The organism is Allochromatium vinosum DSM 180 (assembly GCF_000025485.1).
Taxonomy (GTDB): Bacteria; Pseudomonadota; Gammaproteobacteria; order Chromatiales; family Chromatiaceae; genus Thermochromatium; species Thermochromatium vinosum.
This window is the reverse complement of record NC_013851.1, coordinates 1,564,783-1,582,318: the sequence shown is the minus strand read 5'-3', so window position 1 is coordinate 1,582,318 and position 17,536 is coordinate 1,564,783. Positions and strand designations below refer to the sequence as shown.

The window sequence follows — 17,536 nt, the reverse complement described above, 5'->3', positions numbered from 1 at the left end:
AACGCATTGCCATCCGGCTCGACGCCTCTCACCTGCAATCGAGACCGTCTATAGTTTGACCTGAAACAGGGAGGCGGTCACGGATCGCTTTGCTGACATCGACAGTCGTCCAGTGAGGAGACAGGCATGTCCGGCTCTCGCTTTTCACCCCGCACACCAGATCCTGACTATCTGGTCGCCATCGGCTGCTCGTCGGGTGGGCTGCTGGCCTTGCGCTCCATCATCGGAGACCTCGAGTGCCGTGGTCTGAGCGCCTATGTGCTCGCTCAGCACCTGTCGCCCGACGAGGAGACGCGGCTCCCTGAGATCCTCGCCCCCCATACCCACCTCACCATCGAGATCGCCGCTACCGGCGAACCCCTGCGGCCGGACCATCTCTACGTCTGTCCGGCCGGACAGGATCTGGAGGTCCGCGACGGTCGGCTGTTGTTGATCGACCCGGAGTCCAGCGCGCCGATCGCCCCCTCGATCGACCGGCTGTTTCGTTCGGTGGCACAGACCTGTGGGGAACGAGCCATCGGGCTGATCCTGTCGGGTACAGGACAGGACGGACGCGAGGGCGGCGCGCTCGTCCTCGCCGCCGGCGGTCAACTGATCGTCCAGTCGCCCGCCGAGGCGAGCGCACCGGCCATGCCGAACGCCGCGCTCGCCGCCTGCGGTGAGGCGCTGTGCGGCGACTCCCAGGAGATCGTCCGCTGGCTCAACCGGATCGAGACTTTGTGCGAGCAGCCGCGCGAGCGCACACCCACTGACCGGATCTTCGACGAACTCATCGCGCGCGTCGCCCAGGTCACGGGCCTGAGTCTCGGACGCTACAAGGACGGCACCCTGCGCCGCCAGACGGCCCGGCACTATCAGACGCTGGGCTTCGATTCGCTGGAGGCCTATTTCGAGCATGTCAAGGACGACCCCGAGCAGTTGCGTCAGCTCCAGCGCCGTTTCCTGATCTCGGTCTCGCGTTTCTTTCGCGACCCCGAAGCCTTCGGCGCCCTGGAACAGGCCCTGCGTCATCTGCTCGCGCACAAAACGGCGGGCGATACGATCCGGGTCTGGATTCCGGCCTGCGCCAGCGGCGAGGAAGCCTATTCGATCCTGATCCTGCTCCATGAGATCCTCGGCGAGCGTCTGGAGGACTTCGAGGTGCGGGTCTTCGCCACCGATCTCGATCAGGAGGCGCTCGACGCCGCGCGTGCCGGACTCTACCCGGCCGAGTCCCTGAGCCATCTCCCCGCCATGCGCCGCGAACGCTGGTTCAGTCAGCAGGGCAGTCTGTGGCGCCTGGACAAGAGCCTGCGCGAGCGGTGCGTCTTCTGCATCCATGATCTGCTCACCCACCCGCCGTTCCTGAACATGGACCTGATCAGTTGTCGCAACCTGCTGATCTATGTCCGTCCCGAACAGCAGGCCGAACTCTTCGCCACCTTCCATTACGCCCTGCGACCCTCCGGACTGCTGCTGCTCGGACAGTCCGAATCCGTCGGCGCCAGCTCGAACCTCTTCGAATCCATCGACACCCCGCACAAGCTCTATCGGCGCCGCGACAGCGTCGTCTCGCGTCCACCGCGACTGGCCCGCTACCAGCCGCCGATGCCGCTCGGCTATCGGCTGTCGGCCAGGAGCCGCTCGCAGATGGCGCCGAACCCGCTGCGCGACGCGGCCCTGGACGAACTGGTACGGGCCTATGACCTCTCGGCGGTGCTGGTCAACACCAACTTCGAGCCATTGCAGTTCTTCGGCCACGCGAAACGCTATTTCGCGCTGCCGGACGATACCAGCGACTTCTCGATCTTCTCGCTCTGTCTGCCCGAATTGCGCACTGAACTCAAGTCGCTGGGCTATCGCCTGCTCCAAGAACAGATCGATGTCCTACCCGGCATCGGCATGCGGCTCAGGATCGCCGATCAACGGGTGCGGATACGTCCGGTGGCGCGCCGTATCAGACTCTCCAACGAGCAACTGACCCAGGCGTTCCTGATCGTCTTCGAGGAATTGCCTCCAGACCACTGGGGCGTGGAGACCGAGGCGGCAAGCCTGGACGCGGAGCGCGAAGACGACGAGATCACGCGCCTGCGCCAGGAACTGGCCGAGACGCGCGAATATCTGCAATCCGTCCTCGACCAACGGGAGCTCGCCCACGAGGAACTTCAGTCGCTGCAGGAAGAGATTCAGGTCTCCACCGAGGAATTGCAGACCGCCAACGAGGAACTGCAATCCTCCAACGAGGAGCTGACGACACTCAACGACGAGCTGCGTCTGAAGACCAACGAATCGACCGAACTCAGCACCACGCTCGCCAACATCCAGAACTCCATCCGCACCGCTCTGATCGTGGTCGACCGGGAGGGACGCATCACGCGCTTCAACGCGCTCGCGGTGCGCATCTTCGGCATCGTCGACGACGACATCGGCAATCATCTCGTCGGGATTCCCTGCCATCTCACGCTCCCCTATCTGCCTGACTGTCTGGAGCGCGTCGTCAGCCAGGGCGAGTCGGTGATCGAGCGGGTGCATCAGGGCGATTTCCACTATCTGATGCAGATCGACCCCTATCGCGACGAATTCGGCCAGGTGGTCGGCGCCGTCCTGAACTTTTCCGACATCTCCGAACTGCACCGCGCCGAGAGCGCCCATGCCGGCAGTGAGCAGCGCTTCCGTCAGGTGTGGGAGTCGGCCAACGAGGGGATGCTGCTGACCGACGAGAGCGGATGCATGGTGCTGGTCAACCCGGCGCTCGAACGCATGTTCGGCTACGGCCCAGGTGAGCTCGTCGGTCAGCCGGTGGAGATCCTGGTGCCCGAGTCACGCCGTATTCGACACCGTATCGATCGCGCCGCCTTCGCGGCCGGCTCCGAGCGCGGACGCGCCATGGATCATGCCCGCGACCTCCAGGGACGATGCAAGGAAGGCACACTGTTCGATGTCGCCATCGGTCTGAGCAACATCGCGATGGACGGCGGACGTTTCACGCTCGCCTCGGTCGAGGACATCACGGAGCGCAAGCGCGCCGAGCGCGCCCTGCGCGAGAGCGAGCAGCGTCTGCGGCTGGCCCTGGACGCTGCTCAGGCCGGCACCTGGGAATGGAATCTGGACAGCGACCGAAATTACTGGTCCGGTCGCAACTGGGAGCTCTATGGTCTGAAACAGGACGAGTGCGAGCCGTCCTATCAGGCTTGGCGCGGCTCGGTCCATCCGGAGGATCTCGAGCGCGTCGAGCGGATCATCCGCGAGGCCGTCGAGCAGGAAACGGGATTCGAGGTCGAATGGCGGGTGAAGCGGCCACCGGGCGAACCGACGCGCTGGCTGCTGTCGCGCGCTCAGCCGATCGCCTCGGATTCGGACCAGCCGCGCCGCTACATCGGCGCCGTGATCGACATCACGGATCAAAAGGAAGCCGTGCAACGCGCGGCGCTCGCCGGCGAGCTCAAGATCCTGCAAACCCTGCTCGACACCAGTTTCGCCGGGTACTTCGACTGGAACATCGCCGAGGGCACCGAGTATCTGAGTCCGACGTTCAAGCGCATGTTCGGCTATGCCGACGACGAGCTGCCCAACACGCCGGAAAGCTGGCAGCGGCTGATCTTCCCAGAGGATCTTCCAGGCGTGTTCGAAGTCTACGAGCGCCATGTGCGCAGCCACGGCTCCGTGCCCTACCACAACGAAGTGCGCTACCGTCACAAGGATGGGCGCACGATCTGGGTCATCTGCGCCGGACTGGTGGTGGACTGGACGCCGGACGGCGAGCCACGGCGCCTGATCGGCTATCACATCGACATCACGGCCCTCAAGCAGGTCGAGCAGGCGCTGAGCGAAGCGCGAGACCAGGCCAACGCCTCGAATCTGGCCAAGAGCGCTTTTCTGGCCAACATGAGCCACGAGATCCGCACCCCGATGAACGCGGTGCTGGGTTTCTGCTATCTGCTCGAACAGCGTGCCCTGGACCCGACCAGCGCCGATCTGGTGCGCAAGATCCACGGCGCCGGCCAGGCGCTGCTGGGGCTGATCAACGACATCCTGGACTTCTCCAAGATCGAGGCCGGACATCTGGAGATCGAGTCCACGCCCTTCCAACTCTCGGAGCTGCTCGACACCCTGGCCGGGATCATGACGGCGGCGGCCGGCGACAAACCGCTGGAACTCGTCCTCACCCCGCCGGGCGAAGGCATCGAGGGACTGATCGGCGACGCGGGTCGCTTGCAACAGGTGCTGATCAACCTGCTCGGCAATGCCATCAAGTTCACCGCGCGCGGCGAGGTGGAGCTGCGCGTGGAACAGGTGGCCGAGCACGGGGATCGGCTGGATCTGCGCTTCACGGTACGCGACACCGGCATCGGCATCGCCCCGGAGCACCAAACCAACATCTTCAATGCCTTCAGTCAGGCCGACAACAGCATCGGGCGCCGCTTTGGCGGCACCGGGCTGGGGCTGGCCATCAGTCAGCGTCTCGTTCACATGATGGGAGGGCGGCTGGAGCTGGAGAGCACGCTGGGACAGGGCAGCGCCTTTTACTTCACCCTGGCGCTGCAACGCGACCCGAACGCCCCGGACCCGGCCGCCGAACTGGGACGGCTGCGATTGCTGGTGGTCGAGGACTGTGCCACGGCCGGAGCCGCCCTGGTGCAGACGGCACGCGCGCTCGGCTGGCGGGTCGACCTGGCGGATTCGAGCGCGGCGGCCCAGGAACATCTGGCGGCACGCCTGGCCTTGCCGACACCCTATGACGCCGTGCTGATCGACTGGCGGATGCCCGGCGAGGATGGACTGAGCTGCGCGCGCGCGCTCCGGGCGGCTGTCGCCAAGAAGGGTCTGGCCGGATCGCCGGCCCTGATGCTCATGACCAGTGCCCAGTCCCGCCCGGCCCTGGAGGCGCAGCCAGAGATCGCCATGATCGATGCGATCCTCGACAAACCCGTCACCCCCTCATCGCTCTACAACGCTCTGGCCAGTCTGCGCGGCGCGCGGCGGCGCTACGCCAACACCAACCGCCTCCTCTCCGTCGGCCGCCGGAGCCGGCAGCTCGCGGGATTGCGGGTGCTGATGGTCGACGACAGCGAGATCAATCAGGAGGTCGCCTCGGGCATCCTCGTCGGGCATGGCGCCCAGGTGTCGGTGGCCGACGACGGCGAAGCGGCGCTGGCCTGGCTCGACGCCCACCCTGACGCCGTCGACATCGTGCTGATGGACGTACAGATGCCCCGTCTCGACGGCTATGCGGCCACCCGGCGCCTGCGTCTGGATCGGCGCTGGCGCAATCTTCCGGTCATCGCGCTCACGGCCGGGGCCTTCCAGTCGATGCAGGAGGCGGCGCGCGCGGCGGGCATGAACGACTTCGTGGCCAAGCCGTTCAATGTGGCACAGTTGATCGCCTGCATTCAGCGCTGGTCCGGCACGGCTCCAGCCGATGACGGCGTGACCGACCCGGAACCAGCGGCCACGACTGCGGCCGACCCGCCGTCAGAATCCGTGCGTGCTCCAGATGTCGAAGCCCTCGCCGCTCATGGTATCGACCTGCCGACAGCGCTCGAGCGCTGGGGCGATCCCCAGATCTACCGCACCTATCTGCTGAAGTTCCGCGACGGTCATGCCGACGACGCCCGCACGATCGCCGCCGCCATCCAGACCGAGGCGCTCGCCGAGGGCGGTGCCCTGGCACACAAACTCACCGGCGTGGCGGCCACACTCGCCCTGCCGCGCGTGGCCGCCCTGGCCCGGACCCTGGAGCAGACCCTGCACGAGGGCCGGACACCGGAAGCCTCGCTGGTGACGGAACTCCAGACGGCGCTCGCCGATGTCCTGAGCGGACTGCACGACTGGGCCGAGGCGACGTGCGTGCCCCAAGCGGTCCCCGTTGAGCGAACCGCGCTCGACCACGAGACCCTGGGCCGGCATTTCGGCGACTTGCTCCGGGCGATCGCCACGCAGGATCTGAACGGCGCCGAGTCTTGCCTGAAGCCTCTGCGCGCCGCGCTGGACGAGGAGCGGCTCGACGCGATCCAGCGCTGCCTGGACGATTTCGATTTCCGGGCTGCCGAGTCCTTGACACGCACCCTGAGCGCTGAGCTGGCGCCGGTGATCGAACCGCCAGCAGCGGATGTGAGCGGTGCGTCTGAATGAGCGCGAGATCCCCGATGTCGCGATCGCTCCCTGGAGAATAGTCTTGAGAACGCCGATTCCGCCGCTGCACGCCGAACTCTGGAGACGTTGGGTCGGCCGCCTGATTCACGCCGAGCGACTGCCGGAGCGACTGGTTCCAGTGCTGATGCTGCTCCTCGCCCTGGCCATCGCCTGGGACATTCAGCACACCGAGACCCATCGTCATGCCGATCATTTCCACGCCCATGTGGAGTCGGCCACCCAAGCGCTCGATCAAAAGTTCCAGTCGCTGGTCGCCAGCGTCCAGTCACTCGCACAGTTCTACAGTGCTTCGGAAGACATCGGCACGGATGATTTCATCACGTTCACCCGCCCCTTCATCAGGCGCGAACCGAGCATCCAGGCCCTGGAATGGGTCGCCTGGGTGTCGGCTACCGAGCGCACCACGTTCGAGGCCCGGCAGCGGGCGGCCGGCCATGCGGACTTCATCATCCGCGAACTCTCCGATGCCGGTCTGCGTCCGGCCGGGACGCGCGCGGAGTATTTCCCCGTCGCCCAGATCGAACCGCTCGCCGGTAACGAGCCGGTACTGGGATTCGATGTCGGGTCCAGTCCCGAACGCCTGGCGGTCCTCGAACGGGCGTGGGCGCGCGGTCAGCCCGTGGCTTCGCGCCCCTTGACCCTGCTCCAGGAACCGGACCGACAGAAAGGCATCGTGATCTTCGTGCCGGCGAGCCGGCCGGCAACATTCGCCGGCAGCACGCCGGACGCTCGCGCTCCCATCCGTGGTTTTGCGACGGGCGTCATGCGTCTCGGGACGCTGGTCGACACCGTCATGTCGAAGCTGGCACTCGATGACATAGAAGTGACATTGCTCGATCCGGGCGTCGACGAAGAGGCCGGCCTGCTGTATCGCTATACGCCGAACCCGTCACCCTTGACGGATGCCGTCTGGCCATTGGCATGCCTCGACCCCTGTGAAGAAGCCACCCTGAACGTCGCCGGGCTTTCACTGCGGTTGAGGATACAACCGGCCGTCGGATCGGTTCCGGTCGGTCCTTGGCCGGTCCTGGTCGCGCTGCTCGGACTCGGTGTCGCCGTACTCGTGTTCGTGCTGCTGCGCGAGCGACGACGCGCCACCAGTCGTCTGCGTCGGCAGGAGGCGCGGCTGCGTCTCTTCTTCGACCACGCCCCGGTGGCGCTGGCCATGTTCGATCGTCAGATGCGTTATCTGGCCATCAGCCGTCGCTGGCTAGCAGATTTCGGGCTCGAGGACAGTGATCTCATTGGGCGCGGCCATTACGAGACCTTTCCCGACATCCCCGAACGCTGGCGCGAGGCACACCGTCGCGCGCTCGCCGGCGAGGTGCTCGGGTGCGACGACGATGTCTTCGTCCGGCAGGATGGGACCGTCCTCCGGCGCTGCTGGGAGTTGCGCCCCTGGTATGAGTTCGACGGGACACTCGGCGGCATCGTGCTCTTCACCGATGATGTCAGTCCGCGCAAACAGGCGGAACAGGCGCAGGCGGCCCAACGCGAGACCGAGAACCGCTTCCGCTCTTTCATGGACCACACACCCGTCCTCGCCTGGCTCAAGGACGATCAGGGCCGGCATGTCTATGCCAATCGCGGCTTCGAGCAGCATTTTCGACTGAACTGGGAGGACTGGCAGGGCAAGACCGATTTCGAGCTGTGGCCGATCGAGATCGCCGAGGTCTTTCGGCGCAACGACCAACAGGTTTTGGCGACCGGCCAGGCACTGGAGACGATCGAAGAGAGTGTCGATCCCGATGGCCAGCCTCACTTCTGGCTCACGACCAAGTTCACTTTCGACGATCAGACCGGCCAGACCTTCGTCGGCGGAATCGCGCTCGACATCACCGAGCGGCGCAAGATCGAACGCGCGCTCGAGGAGCGCGAGAGCCGGCTGCAGTTCATCATCGCCAACTCTCCCGACTTGATCTTCATCCAGGATCTGGAGCAGCGTTATATCTGGCTTAGCCATCCTTCGGCGCCCTTGAGGCCCGAGGACTGCCTCGGACACACCGACCGGGATCTGCTTCTGCCCGAGGAGGGGGCCAGGCTGATGCGGATCAAACAGGACGTGCTGGACACTGGCCGGCGAACCACGATCGAGTTGCCGCTGACGCTCGATGGGCAGCGTCGCGTGTTCGATGCCACGTACGAGCCCTGGCGCGATGCCAATGGAACACTCGTCGGACTGGCCGGCTATGTCCGCGACATCACCGAGCGCAAGCAGGCCGAGATTGCTCATCAAGCGGACAACCAGCGATTGCACTGGGCCTTGCAGGCCGCCCATGGCGGCGCCTGGGACTGGGATCTGAGCACGGACGTGGCCTGGTGGTCGCCCGAAATGTATGCCCTCTGGGGGGTCGAGCCAGAAACGAAGATGGTGCTGGACAATTCGCTGTCACTCGTCGCCGATCAGGATCGAGCGTCTCTACGGGCCAACGTCGAGCGGGCGATCCAGGACGGCCGGGATCTTCAATGCGAGTTCCGCATCCGGCACCCGCAGCACGGCGAGCGCTGGATGGCTTCCTGGGGACGCCTGGTGACAGACGCCGACGGGCTGTCCCATCTGCTGGGACTGAGCTTCGACATCACTGACCAAAAACGCATGGAACAGGCGTTGAAGGACAGTGAGTCCCGCTACCGCGATCTGGTCGAAAACGTCAACAGTGTCATTCTGCGTTTGGCGCCCGACGGACTCATCGCCTTCGCCAACGAGTATGCCCTGCGCTTCTTCGGCTATGCGGCCGAGGAGTTGATCGGTCGACCGGTTACGGTCCTTGTCCCTACCGTGGATTCCACGGGGCAGAATCTGAGCGCCATGGTCCAGGAGATCCTGGCGAACTCGGAACGTTACGTCCACCACATCAACGAAAACCTCTGTCATGATGGCCGACGAGTCTGGATGGCCTGGACCAACAAGGCTCTGTACGATGACCGGGGGCGGCTCATCGGCGTGCTCGCCGTCGGCAACGACATCACCGAACGCCGGCGTCTGGAACAGGAACTGGATCGCCATCGCCGGCACCTGGAAGCCCTGGTGGACGAGCGTACCGCGCAATTGACCGAGGCCCGTGCCCGTGCCGAGGCGGCCAATCAGGCCAAGAGCGCTTTCCTGGCCAACATGAGCCACGAGATCCGCACCCCGATGAACGCGGTGCTGGGCTTCTGCTATCTGCTCGAACAGCACGCCCTGGACCCGGCCAGCGCCGATCTGGTCCGCAAGATCCATAATGCCGGTCAGGCGCTGCTCGATCTGATCAACGACATCCTCGATTTCTCCAAGATCGAGGCCGGGCGTCTGGAACTCGAAGCGGCTCCTTTCCGGCTTTCAGAGCTGCTCGACACCCTGGCCGGGATCATGACGGCAGCGGCCGGCGACAAGCCGCTGGAACTCATCCTCACTCCACCCGAGGCCGATATCGAGGGACTGATCGGCGACGCCGGACGCCTGCGTCAGGTGCTGATCAACCTGCTCGGCAATGCCATCAAGTTCACCGCGCGCGGTGAGGTGGAATTGCGCATCGAGTGTCTGGCCGAACATGACGACGCAGTGGAACTGCGTTTCGCGGTGCGTGACACCGGCATCGGCATCGACCCGGAGAGCCAGGAACGGCTGTTCCAGCCTTTCACCCAGGCGGATGTCTCCACCACGCGCCGCTTCGGCGGCACCGGCCTGGGCTTGAGCATCAGCCGGCAACTGGTGCGCCTGATGGGCGGAACCCTGGAGATCGAAAGCCAACCCGGACAGGGCAGCACCTTCCACTTCAGCCTGTGTCTGCAGCGTGATCCGGACGTCGTCGACCGGGTGCCGCCACCACGACCTCCGGGCATCGGTGCGCACGCCGCTTCGCCAACGGCATCCGAACAGCCGCTGCGCGGTCTGCGGGTACTGGTGGTCGACGACAGCGAGATCAATCAGGAGGTCGCTTCCGGCATCCTCGCCAAGCACGGTGCTCAGGTATCGGTCGCCAGCGACGGCGAGGACGCGCTCGTCTGGCTCGATGCTCACCCCGAGGCCGTCGACATCGTGCTGATGGACGTGCAGATGCCCCGTCTCGACGGCTATGCCGCCACTCGGCGGTTACGTCAGGATCCGCGCCAGCGCGACCTGCCGGTCATCGCCCTCACGGCCGGGGCCTTCCAGTCGATGCAGGAGGCGGCGCGCGAAGCGGGCATGAACGACTTCATCGCCAAACCGTTCGATGTCGCCGAGTTGATCGCCTGTATCCGGCAATGGACAGGTCGCCAGTCCGAGCCGGTCGTCATGACCCCAGCACCGGGCGACATCGACCCGAGCGATCCGGCGCTCCAGGGCACGGACCCGGACGCGCTGATCGCCCAGGGCATCGACCTGCGAACCGCGCTCGAACGCTGGGAATGCCTGAGCACCTATCGCGACTTCCTCCACAAATTCGCCCACGCGCACGCTGAAACCGGCACGGCCATCGCGCACGCCTGCCGGATGGGCGCGCTCGACGAGGCCGCCGCCCTCGCCCATACGCTCAGCGGTGTGGCCGCCAACCTCGCCCTGCCGCGCGTGGCCGGCTTCGCCGGACAGATCGAACAGACCCAACGCGCCGGTCATCCTCCCGCAGAGGAGGAACTGTATGCCTTGCAACAGGCCCTTACCACTGTCTGTCAGGCTGTGCGCACCTGGAACGACGATCGACCGCACACCACGCGACACCCGGCCCCGCTCGATCGCGAGGCGCTGGAGCGATTGTGCGCTACGCTCATCACGGACATCGAGGCCCAGCATCTGACCGCCGCCGAGGCGGGGCTGGAACATCTGCGCGCGGCGCTCGACGGCGAAGCCCTGACGACGCTCGACGCGCTCCAGCGATCTCTTGGCGACTTCGATTTCCGGCGCGCCGAGTCACTGGCACGCACCCTGAACCATGAGTTGGGTTTTACACCCCCGGAGTAAACCATGTTACCCGCCCGTTTGCTTGTCGTGGATGACGAGCCGGCCAATCTGGCCGTCCTGCGCCAGATCCTGGAGCCGGATTATTCGCTGCTGTTCGCGCGCAACGGACTCGATGCCGTCGAGCTGGCCAAACGCCATCACCCCAGCCTGATTCTGCTCGACATCCAGATGCCCGGCATGGACGGCTACAGTGCGTGCAGCGCCCTGAAGGCCGATCCCAGCACCGAGGCCATCCCGGTGATCTTCGTCACCACGCTCTCGCAGTTGGGCGACGAGGAACGGGGATTCGACGTCGGCTGCGTGGACTATCTGGTCAAGCCGGTCACGGCCGGCATCGTGCGGGCACGGGTGCGGGCCCATCTGTCGCTGGTGCAGGCCAAGCAGCTCGACAGGAGCTATCGCGATGCCCTGGCCATGCTCGCCAAGGCCGGCCACTACAACGACAGCGACACCGGCGTGCATATGTGGCGCATGGCCGCCTACGCGCGCCGGCTGGCCGAGGCGGCCGGCTGGTTGCCGGAGCGCTGCGAGCTGCTCGAACTGGCCGCGCCCATGCACGATACCGGCAAGATCGGCATCCCGGATGCCCTCCTGCGCAAGCCCGGCAAGCTGGACGCCGAAGAATGGGCCATCATGCGCACTCACAGCCAGATCGGCCATGAGATCCTCTCCGCCAGCGAGGCCCCTATCTTCCAGCTCGCCGCCGAGATCGCCCATTGTCATCATGAACACTGGGACGGCGGCGGTTATCCGCGCGGTCTGGCCGGCGAGGACATCCCCGAATCGGCGCGAATCGTCGCCATCGCCGACGTCTTCGATGCGCTCACCATGAAGCGTCCCTACAAGGAAGCCTGGCCGATCGAGCGCACCCTGGAGACCATGCAGACCGCAAGCGGCCAGCAGTTCGAACCACGCTTGATCGAACGCTTCATGGCCATCATGCCGCAGATCCTGGAGATCAAGGCGAGCTGGGACGAGCGTGAGCCATCGACCTGAACGCTGCTCGAACCGATCAACACAGTGGATACAATCATGCACGATTCGATCAACAATCGGGTGATGATCGTCGACGACGACGAGATCACCGCCGCCTCTCTCGATCTCGCACTGCGGACCACGTTCGAAACGTGCCTGTTCGATTCGGGCGACGCGGCCCTGACGGCCCTGGAGGACAGCCGGCCCGATGTGATCCTGCTGGACATCGCCATGCCGGGCCTCGATGGCTACGAAACCTGCCGCCGTCTGCGCAAGCGTCTGCCCGCCGAAGAGCAACCGGCGGTCATCTTCGTCTCGGCCAAGGATTCACTGGAAAGCCGCCTGCAAGCCTACGAATCCGGCGGCGACGACTTCATCGTCAAACCGATCCTGCCGCCGGAGCTGGTGCGTAAGGTCCGGGTCATGGTGAGTCTGGTCGCCGAGCGCAAGCAGCTCAAGGCCAGCGCGGATTCGGCCCGACAGATGGCGATGGGATTTCTCACCAATCTGGGCGAAACGGGGACGGCGCTGCAATTCCTGCGCAACAGTCAGTCCTGTCGCGAGCCGGCCGAGCTGGCACAACTGACCATCGCGACCCTGCGCGAATACGGCCTGGAGGCCAATGTCCAACTGCGCCCGCCGGGCGAGACCCTGACGTTCATCGAATCGGGGCGCGCCACCCCGCTCGAAGAGTCGGTGTTTGCCATGATGCGGGATCTGGACCGGATCTTTCAGTTCCGTCAGCGGCTGATCGTCAACTATCCGCACGTCTCGGTGCTGATCAAGAATCTGCCCATCGCAGACACGGATCGCTGCGGGCGACTGCGTGATCTGCTGGCCATCATCGCCGAGGGCTGTGAATCCAGTATGCTGGCCCTGATCCGCACCGCCGAGATCGAAACGCGCACCCGCCAGCTCCAGCAGACGAGCGCCGCCGTCCAGGCGGCGATCACCTCGCTGCATGCGCAGTATCAGGCGCAGCAGGCCGATACCCGGATCATCCTCCACCAGATGCACGACAAGTTCGCGCATGACCTGATGTTCCTGGGTCTGACCGAGACGCAGGAGGATCGCCTGATGCAACTGCTCGACTCATCGATCGAAGAGACGCTGGAACTCTTCGCGCGCGGACTGGATTTCGGCGACAAACTGGCGCAACTGCGGCGCGGCCTGGCGACCGACGACCAGGTCTATGTCGCATCGAGCCGAACGAATCCCGCCCCCCTGCCGGCGGCCGGATCGTCCGATGACATCGAACTCTGGTAGGCCGGGTCGCGAACCTTCTCCGGATCGGCTGGGTACGCTCCGAGCGCCTCGCCGCTCCCCTGTGATGTCGATCACGCCCGATAACCGATCCGGAAACCACCCCAATGACGCCCGCGCACCCGCACGGGCGCCGAGATGTCGTGCATGATCTCGCCGGTGTCGCGTCTGTAGGTTTGGATCAGGAACGGCAGCTCATGCGCTCCGCATTGCTTGCCGACCGGATCATCGAACAGGCGTTTGGTCCGGTTGTGGGCCAGATCCACGGCCTCGTCGCCGGTCAGGGGTTGCGAGAAGCGCTGATTGTGCGTGGGCACATAGCCGTTGCGGTCACAGCCGATGGCATAGACGATCTCCGGGTGATCGGCCAGGATGGGCTCCTGGATGCGCGGGAAGAGCCGGTCGGTCAGCTCATCGAAGCCCGTGTTGTATTTCTTGGGGTTGGTGTTGGGGATGGGCCTGTAGCTCGACGTGAAGAGCGCCTCCTCGCCGATCTCACCGGCCGCCAGCGCCTGCTCCAGCTGACGCCCGATCTCGGCGGCGGCGCGCTGGACGACCGCCGGCATGCGCTGGTGGCACTCGATGGCGCGCCGGCCGGTCTCGCCGAGCTGGAAGACTGTGCTGATCTCATGCAGATTGACGGCCAGACTCTCCAGCTCCTGGGCCTCCTGGAGCGTCTGGGCGGCGCCGGCGGTGTTGCGATCGACCATGGACATGATGTCGCGGACGTGATCCACCACGCGATCGGCCTCCCGGCTCTGATCGGCGATCGCCGCAGCGATCTCGTCGATGCGCTCCATGGTCTGCTGGGCGCCCTGATTGATGCGGTCGAGTGAGTCGGCCGCCTGGCGTGCGAGCTCGGCGCCGGCATGAGCCTGATCGGCGCCCCGTCCGATGGAGCCGATGGCCGCGCGCGTCTCCTCCTGGATGGCCGCGATCATGGCGCCGATCTCGCTGGTCGCGCGCGCGGTGCGCACGGCGAGGTTGCGCACTTCGTCGGCCACCACCGCGAAGCCCCGCCCCTGCTCGCCGGCGCGCGCGGCCTCGATGGCCGCGTTGAGCGCCAGCAGATTGGTCTGATCGGCGATCTCGCGGATGACCTGCACGATGCCGCCGATCGCCTGCGAGCGATCACCGAGCGCCGCGATCACCCGCGACGACTCCTCCACCGACAGCGCGATACGCTCGATCTCGCTGGAGGCGTCCGCGACGGCGCGCGTTCCCTGTTGCGAGAGCTGGCGGGCATCCTGGGCGTTCCCGGCGGTCAGATTGGCATGATCCGCGACCGCCCCCACGCCGGCGGTCATCTGTTCGATGATCTGGACCAGACTGAGCGAGGCCTGACGCTGGGCGCTGGAGCCGTCGGCCACGTCTCGGGCGTGTCCGGCGAGGACATCGGCGGTATTGGCGAGGCGCTCGGCGTCGAAGATGACTTTGCCGATGATGCCCTGAAAGCTTTCGATCAGGGCATTGAAGTGCTCGATACAGCTCCGGGTCGGTCCGGTGCGCACAGGCACACGCCGGGATAGATCGCCATCCCTGTACATGACCTGCAGGGTCTCATCCAGGATGCCCATGGGTCGACCGACCATGGCGCGCAGGATGAGCCAGCTCCCGCCCCCGACACCGAGCCACAGAAGGCCGCCACCAACCAGTGCGTGTATCGTCAGCTCGTCGACAACCGCCACGAACACCAGTCCGCTCAACGCTGAAACGGCACCAATAGCGATACTCATCCATCCGAATCCCATGCGCTCCACCAGCCTGCTGCCTATCAATTGAGGATTCTCAATTGGAACCGCAAAAGCCGACGGGATGCAAGGACAAGGAGCAACCGGCGCGCCGTCAGCCCGTCAGGGCCGCGAACACCGCCGGCAACCGTTCGGGCAGCCGCTCGACCTGATCGACGACCGAATAGGCGTTCTCGCCGAAGATGCGCGCCACATAGCGGTCGGCCTCGGGGTCGAGGGTCAGACAGTAGGTGTGGATGCCCTTCATGCGCAGATCCTCGACGGCTTTCTTGGCATCGTGACGCAGATACTGCGGATCGCGCTCGTCGATGTCGGCCGGTTCGCCGTCGGTGATGAGCAGCACCAGCCGTTTCTGGGCCGGCTGCTGACTCAGATGCCAGCCGGCATGACGCAGGGCCGCGCCCATGCGGGTCGACAAACCGCCTTTCATGCCCGCAAGCCGCGACTTGGCCTCGTCGCCATAGGGCTGATCGAAGTCCTTGAAACGGTAGTACTGCACGTCGTGCCGCCCGTCGGACGCAAAGCCATGTACCGCGAAGCGGTCCCCAATGGAATCGATCGCCCAGGCCAGGAGTCCCGTCGACTCGCGTGTCAGATCCAGGATGCTCGGCGCCTCGTCATAGCCCGGCTCACCCTCCTTGACCCCGACCTTCTCGTTGGTCGACTGTGAGAGATCCATCAGCACCAGGATGGCCAGATCGCGCACATGGCGGGTGATGCGGATGTTGATGCGCGGATCGGGCATGACCCCGCGCCGGATGTCGATCATGGCGCGCACGGCGGCATTGAGATCCAGCTCCTCGCCTTCCTCGTAGCCGCGCCGGCGCACGATGCCCTGCGGCTGGAGCGCGTCGATCAGATGGCGGATGCGGCTGGCGACCGGCTTGTGCTTGATCAGGATCTCATCCATGGTCTCGGGATCGCCCCGACCCTGTCGGCGCTCGATCACGGTCGCCCAGTCCGGGCGATGGAGCTGCACCTGATAGTCCCATTCCTGATAGTGATAGGGTTCGGAGACCGGCTCCTTGCCCTCCAGTTCGTTGATGGTGCAGCCCTCCTGATCGAGCCAGAACGGCGTCGACAGGGTCCAGATCTCCTGCGCATCGTCGCCGGCCAGCTCGCAGTCGAGCTCGTTGACCATCTCCATGACCGTGACGTTGCGCCGCACCTGCTGTTGGCTGGCCGGCAGATAGTCCACACCGCGCGTCATGAACAGGTTTTCGTCGAAGTCCCAGACGTAATCGTTGTCGTCGCGATAGGGGATCGGCCAGTCTTCCAGGATGCGCAGACTCGGGACGGCGCAAATCTGAACCGCGCGGTTGTAGAACTCGACCCCGGCGATCCAACTGATGCGGTTGTCTTCAGGCGATTCGGCGAAGGCGGCACGGAAGGCATCGGCGGACTCGTTGACGAGCGCCTCGGGATCGCGATAGTCGGTATCCAGCAGCGCCCGCGCCAGCCGCATCATCAGGTCCAGCAACGGATGGCGCGCGCCCGGCTCATCGGCCTCGGCGGGCGCGGTGAAGAACTGGAGCCAGAGCTTTTTCAGTCCGGGGAAGTCGCGGATCGCCAGCGACTCGATGCGCGCGTCCTCGAACAGCCCGATGAGCACGCGCTGCGCCGGATTGAGCTGCTCGGCGCTGATGGGCGCCGTGGTGTAGACCATGTGCGCGGCGCAATGCGCGGCGGCGGCGCGATAGAGTTCCACCCCCGAGATCCCGCGCCAGGCGTCGAAGGCGTCCGGCAGATGGATCTGGAAGTCCTCGATGAAGGGCTTGAGTCCGGTGCGCGACTCATAGTCGCCCGAGGTCGGACGCATGAAGAAGGCCCGCGCCCAGAGTGCGCGCAGATAGAAATTGAGCTTGCGCTGGTTGTCGACGAAGAGCGTGCCGCGCCGCTCTTTCTGGAGCACGGCGCGCGAGGATTCGGTCTGGAGCCCGAAATAGGCCAGTTGACCATCCAGGTCGCGCGCATGAGCCTGCGCCCCCCACAGCGCCCAGCGCCGCAAGCCGCCGAGCGTGAGCTTGGCGAGGAGTTCGTCCATGTTCTCCATCATGGGTCTCAAGCCCCGTGGCGCCTTGCCAGCGAGCTGATGGAGCAGATTGAGATAGCCGCGCATCACCTCCAGGTCGCCGAGCCGGCTGGCCGCCAGCGGCATGGTCGCCATCATCAGCGTGATGACGGTGCCCGAGGTGTGCGAGGCGAGCTTCATCAGCGAGCTGACGACATCCGGGATGATGTCCTCGCCGACCTCCTTGGCCACGCCCGGCATCTCCTGGACATAGGTCATCACCAGATCCGGCCCCTTGTTGAGGCCGCACATGGCGCGGATGCCGGTCAGATAGTGTTCGAGTCCCCGTGGGGACATCACCCGCGCGGCCTCCTGATAGCTCGATTCCAGCGCCTGGGCGTGCTCGTGCGCTGGATCGGCCTTGAGGCAGGCGAGGTATTCGCTGAAATCGATCGTCATCTGTAAGAGCCCCCAGCCGGCAACGTC

Annotated in this window: 6 protein-coding genes; 4 read left to right on the top strand and 2 right to left on the bottom strand. The window is 65.4% G+C overall.

Annotated elements, in window-relative coordinates:
- The first annotated feature begins 126 nt into the window (after nt 1-126).
- From ALVIN_RS16565 to ALVIN_RS06755, 4 genes are read left to right on the top strand one after another with little or no spacing between them, the layout of a single operon-like run.
- A complete protein-coding gene (locus ALVIN_RS16565) occupies nt 127-6,111 on the top strand; it encodes a PAS domain S-box protein (protein ID WP_012970582.1) in 5,985 nt (1,994 codons plus the stop codon).
- 43 nt (nt 6,112-6,154) lie between these two features.
- Nucleotides 6,155-11,050, top strand: a complete 4,896-nt coding sequence (locus ALVIN_RS06765) for a PAS domain S-box protein (RefSeq protein WP_148217469.1) — start codon at nt 6,155-6,157, stop codon at nt 11,048-11,050.
- A 3-nt stretch (nt 11,051-11,053) separates the two neighbouring features.
- Complete coding sequence (locus tag ALVIN_RS06760; RefSeq protein WP_012970580.1) at nt 11,054-12,046, top strand: response regulator; 993 nt, start codon at nt 11,054-11,056, stop codon at nt 12,044-12,046.
- A gap of 36 nt (nt 12,047-12,082) precedes the next feature.
- A complete protein-coding gene (locus ALVIN_RS06755) occupies nt 12,083-13,291 on the top strand; it encodes a response regulator (RefSeq protein ID WP_012970579.1) in 1,209 nt (402 codons plus the stop codon).
- A gap of 71 nt (nt 13,292-13,362) precedes the next feature.
- On the opposite strand, the gene ALVIN_RS06750 is transcribed toward ALVIN_RS06755, so the two are convergent.
- Together ALVIN_RS06750 and ALVIN_RS06745 are read right to left on the bottom strand one after the other, a co-directional pair.
- Nucleotides 13,363-15,024, bottom strand: a complete 1,662-nt coding sequence (locus ALVIN_RS06750; protein WP_012970578.1) for a methyl-accepting chemotaxis protein — start codon at nt 15,022-15,024, stop codon at nt 13,363-13,365.
- 109 nt (nt 15,025-15,133) lie between these two features.
- Nucleotides 15,134-17,509: a nitric oxide reductase activation protein NorD gene (locus ALVIN_RS06745; protein WP_012970577.1), complete on the bottom strand. Its 2,376-nt coding sequence runs from the start codon at nt 17,507-17,509 to the stop codon at nt 15,134-15,136.
- Nucleotides 17,510-17,536 lie beyond the last annotated feature (27 nt).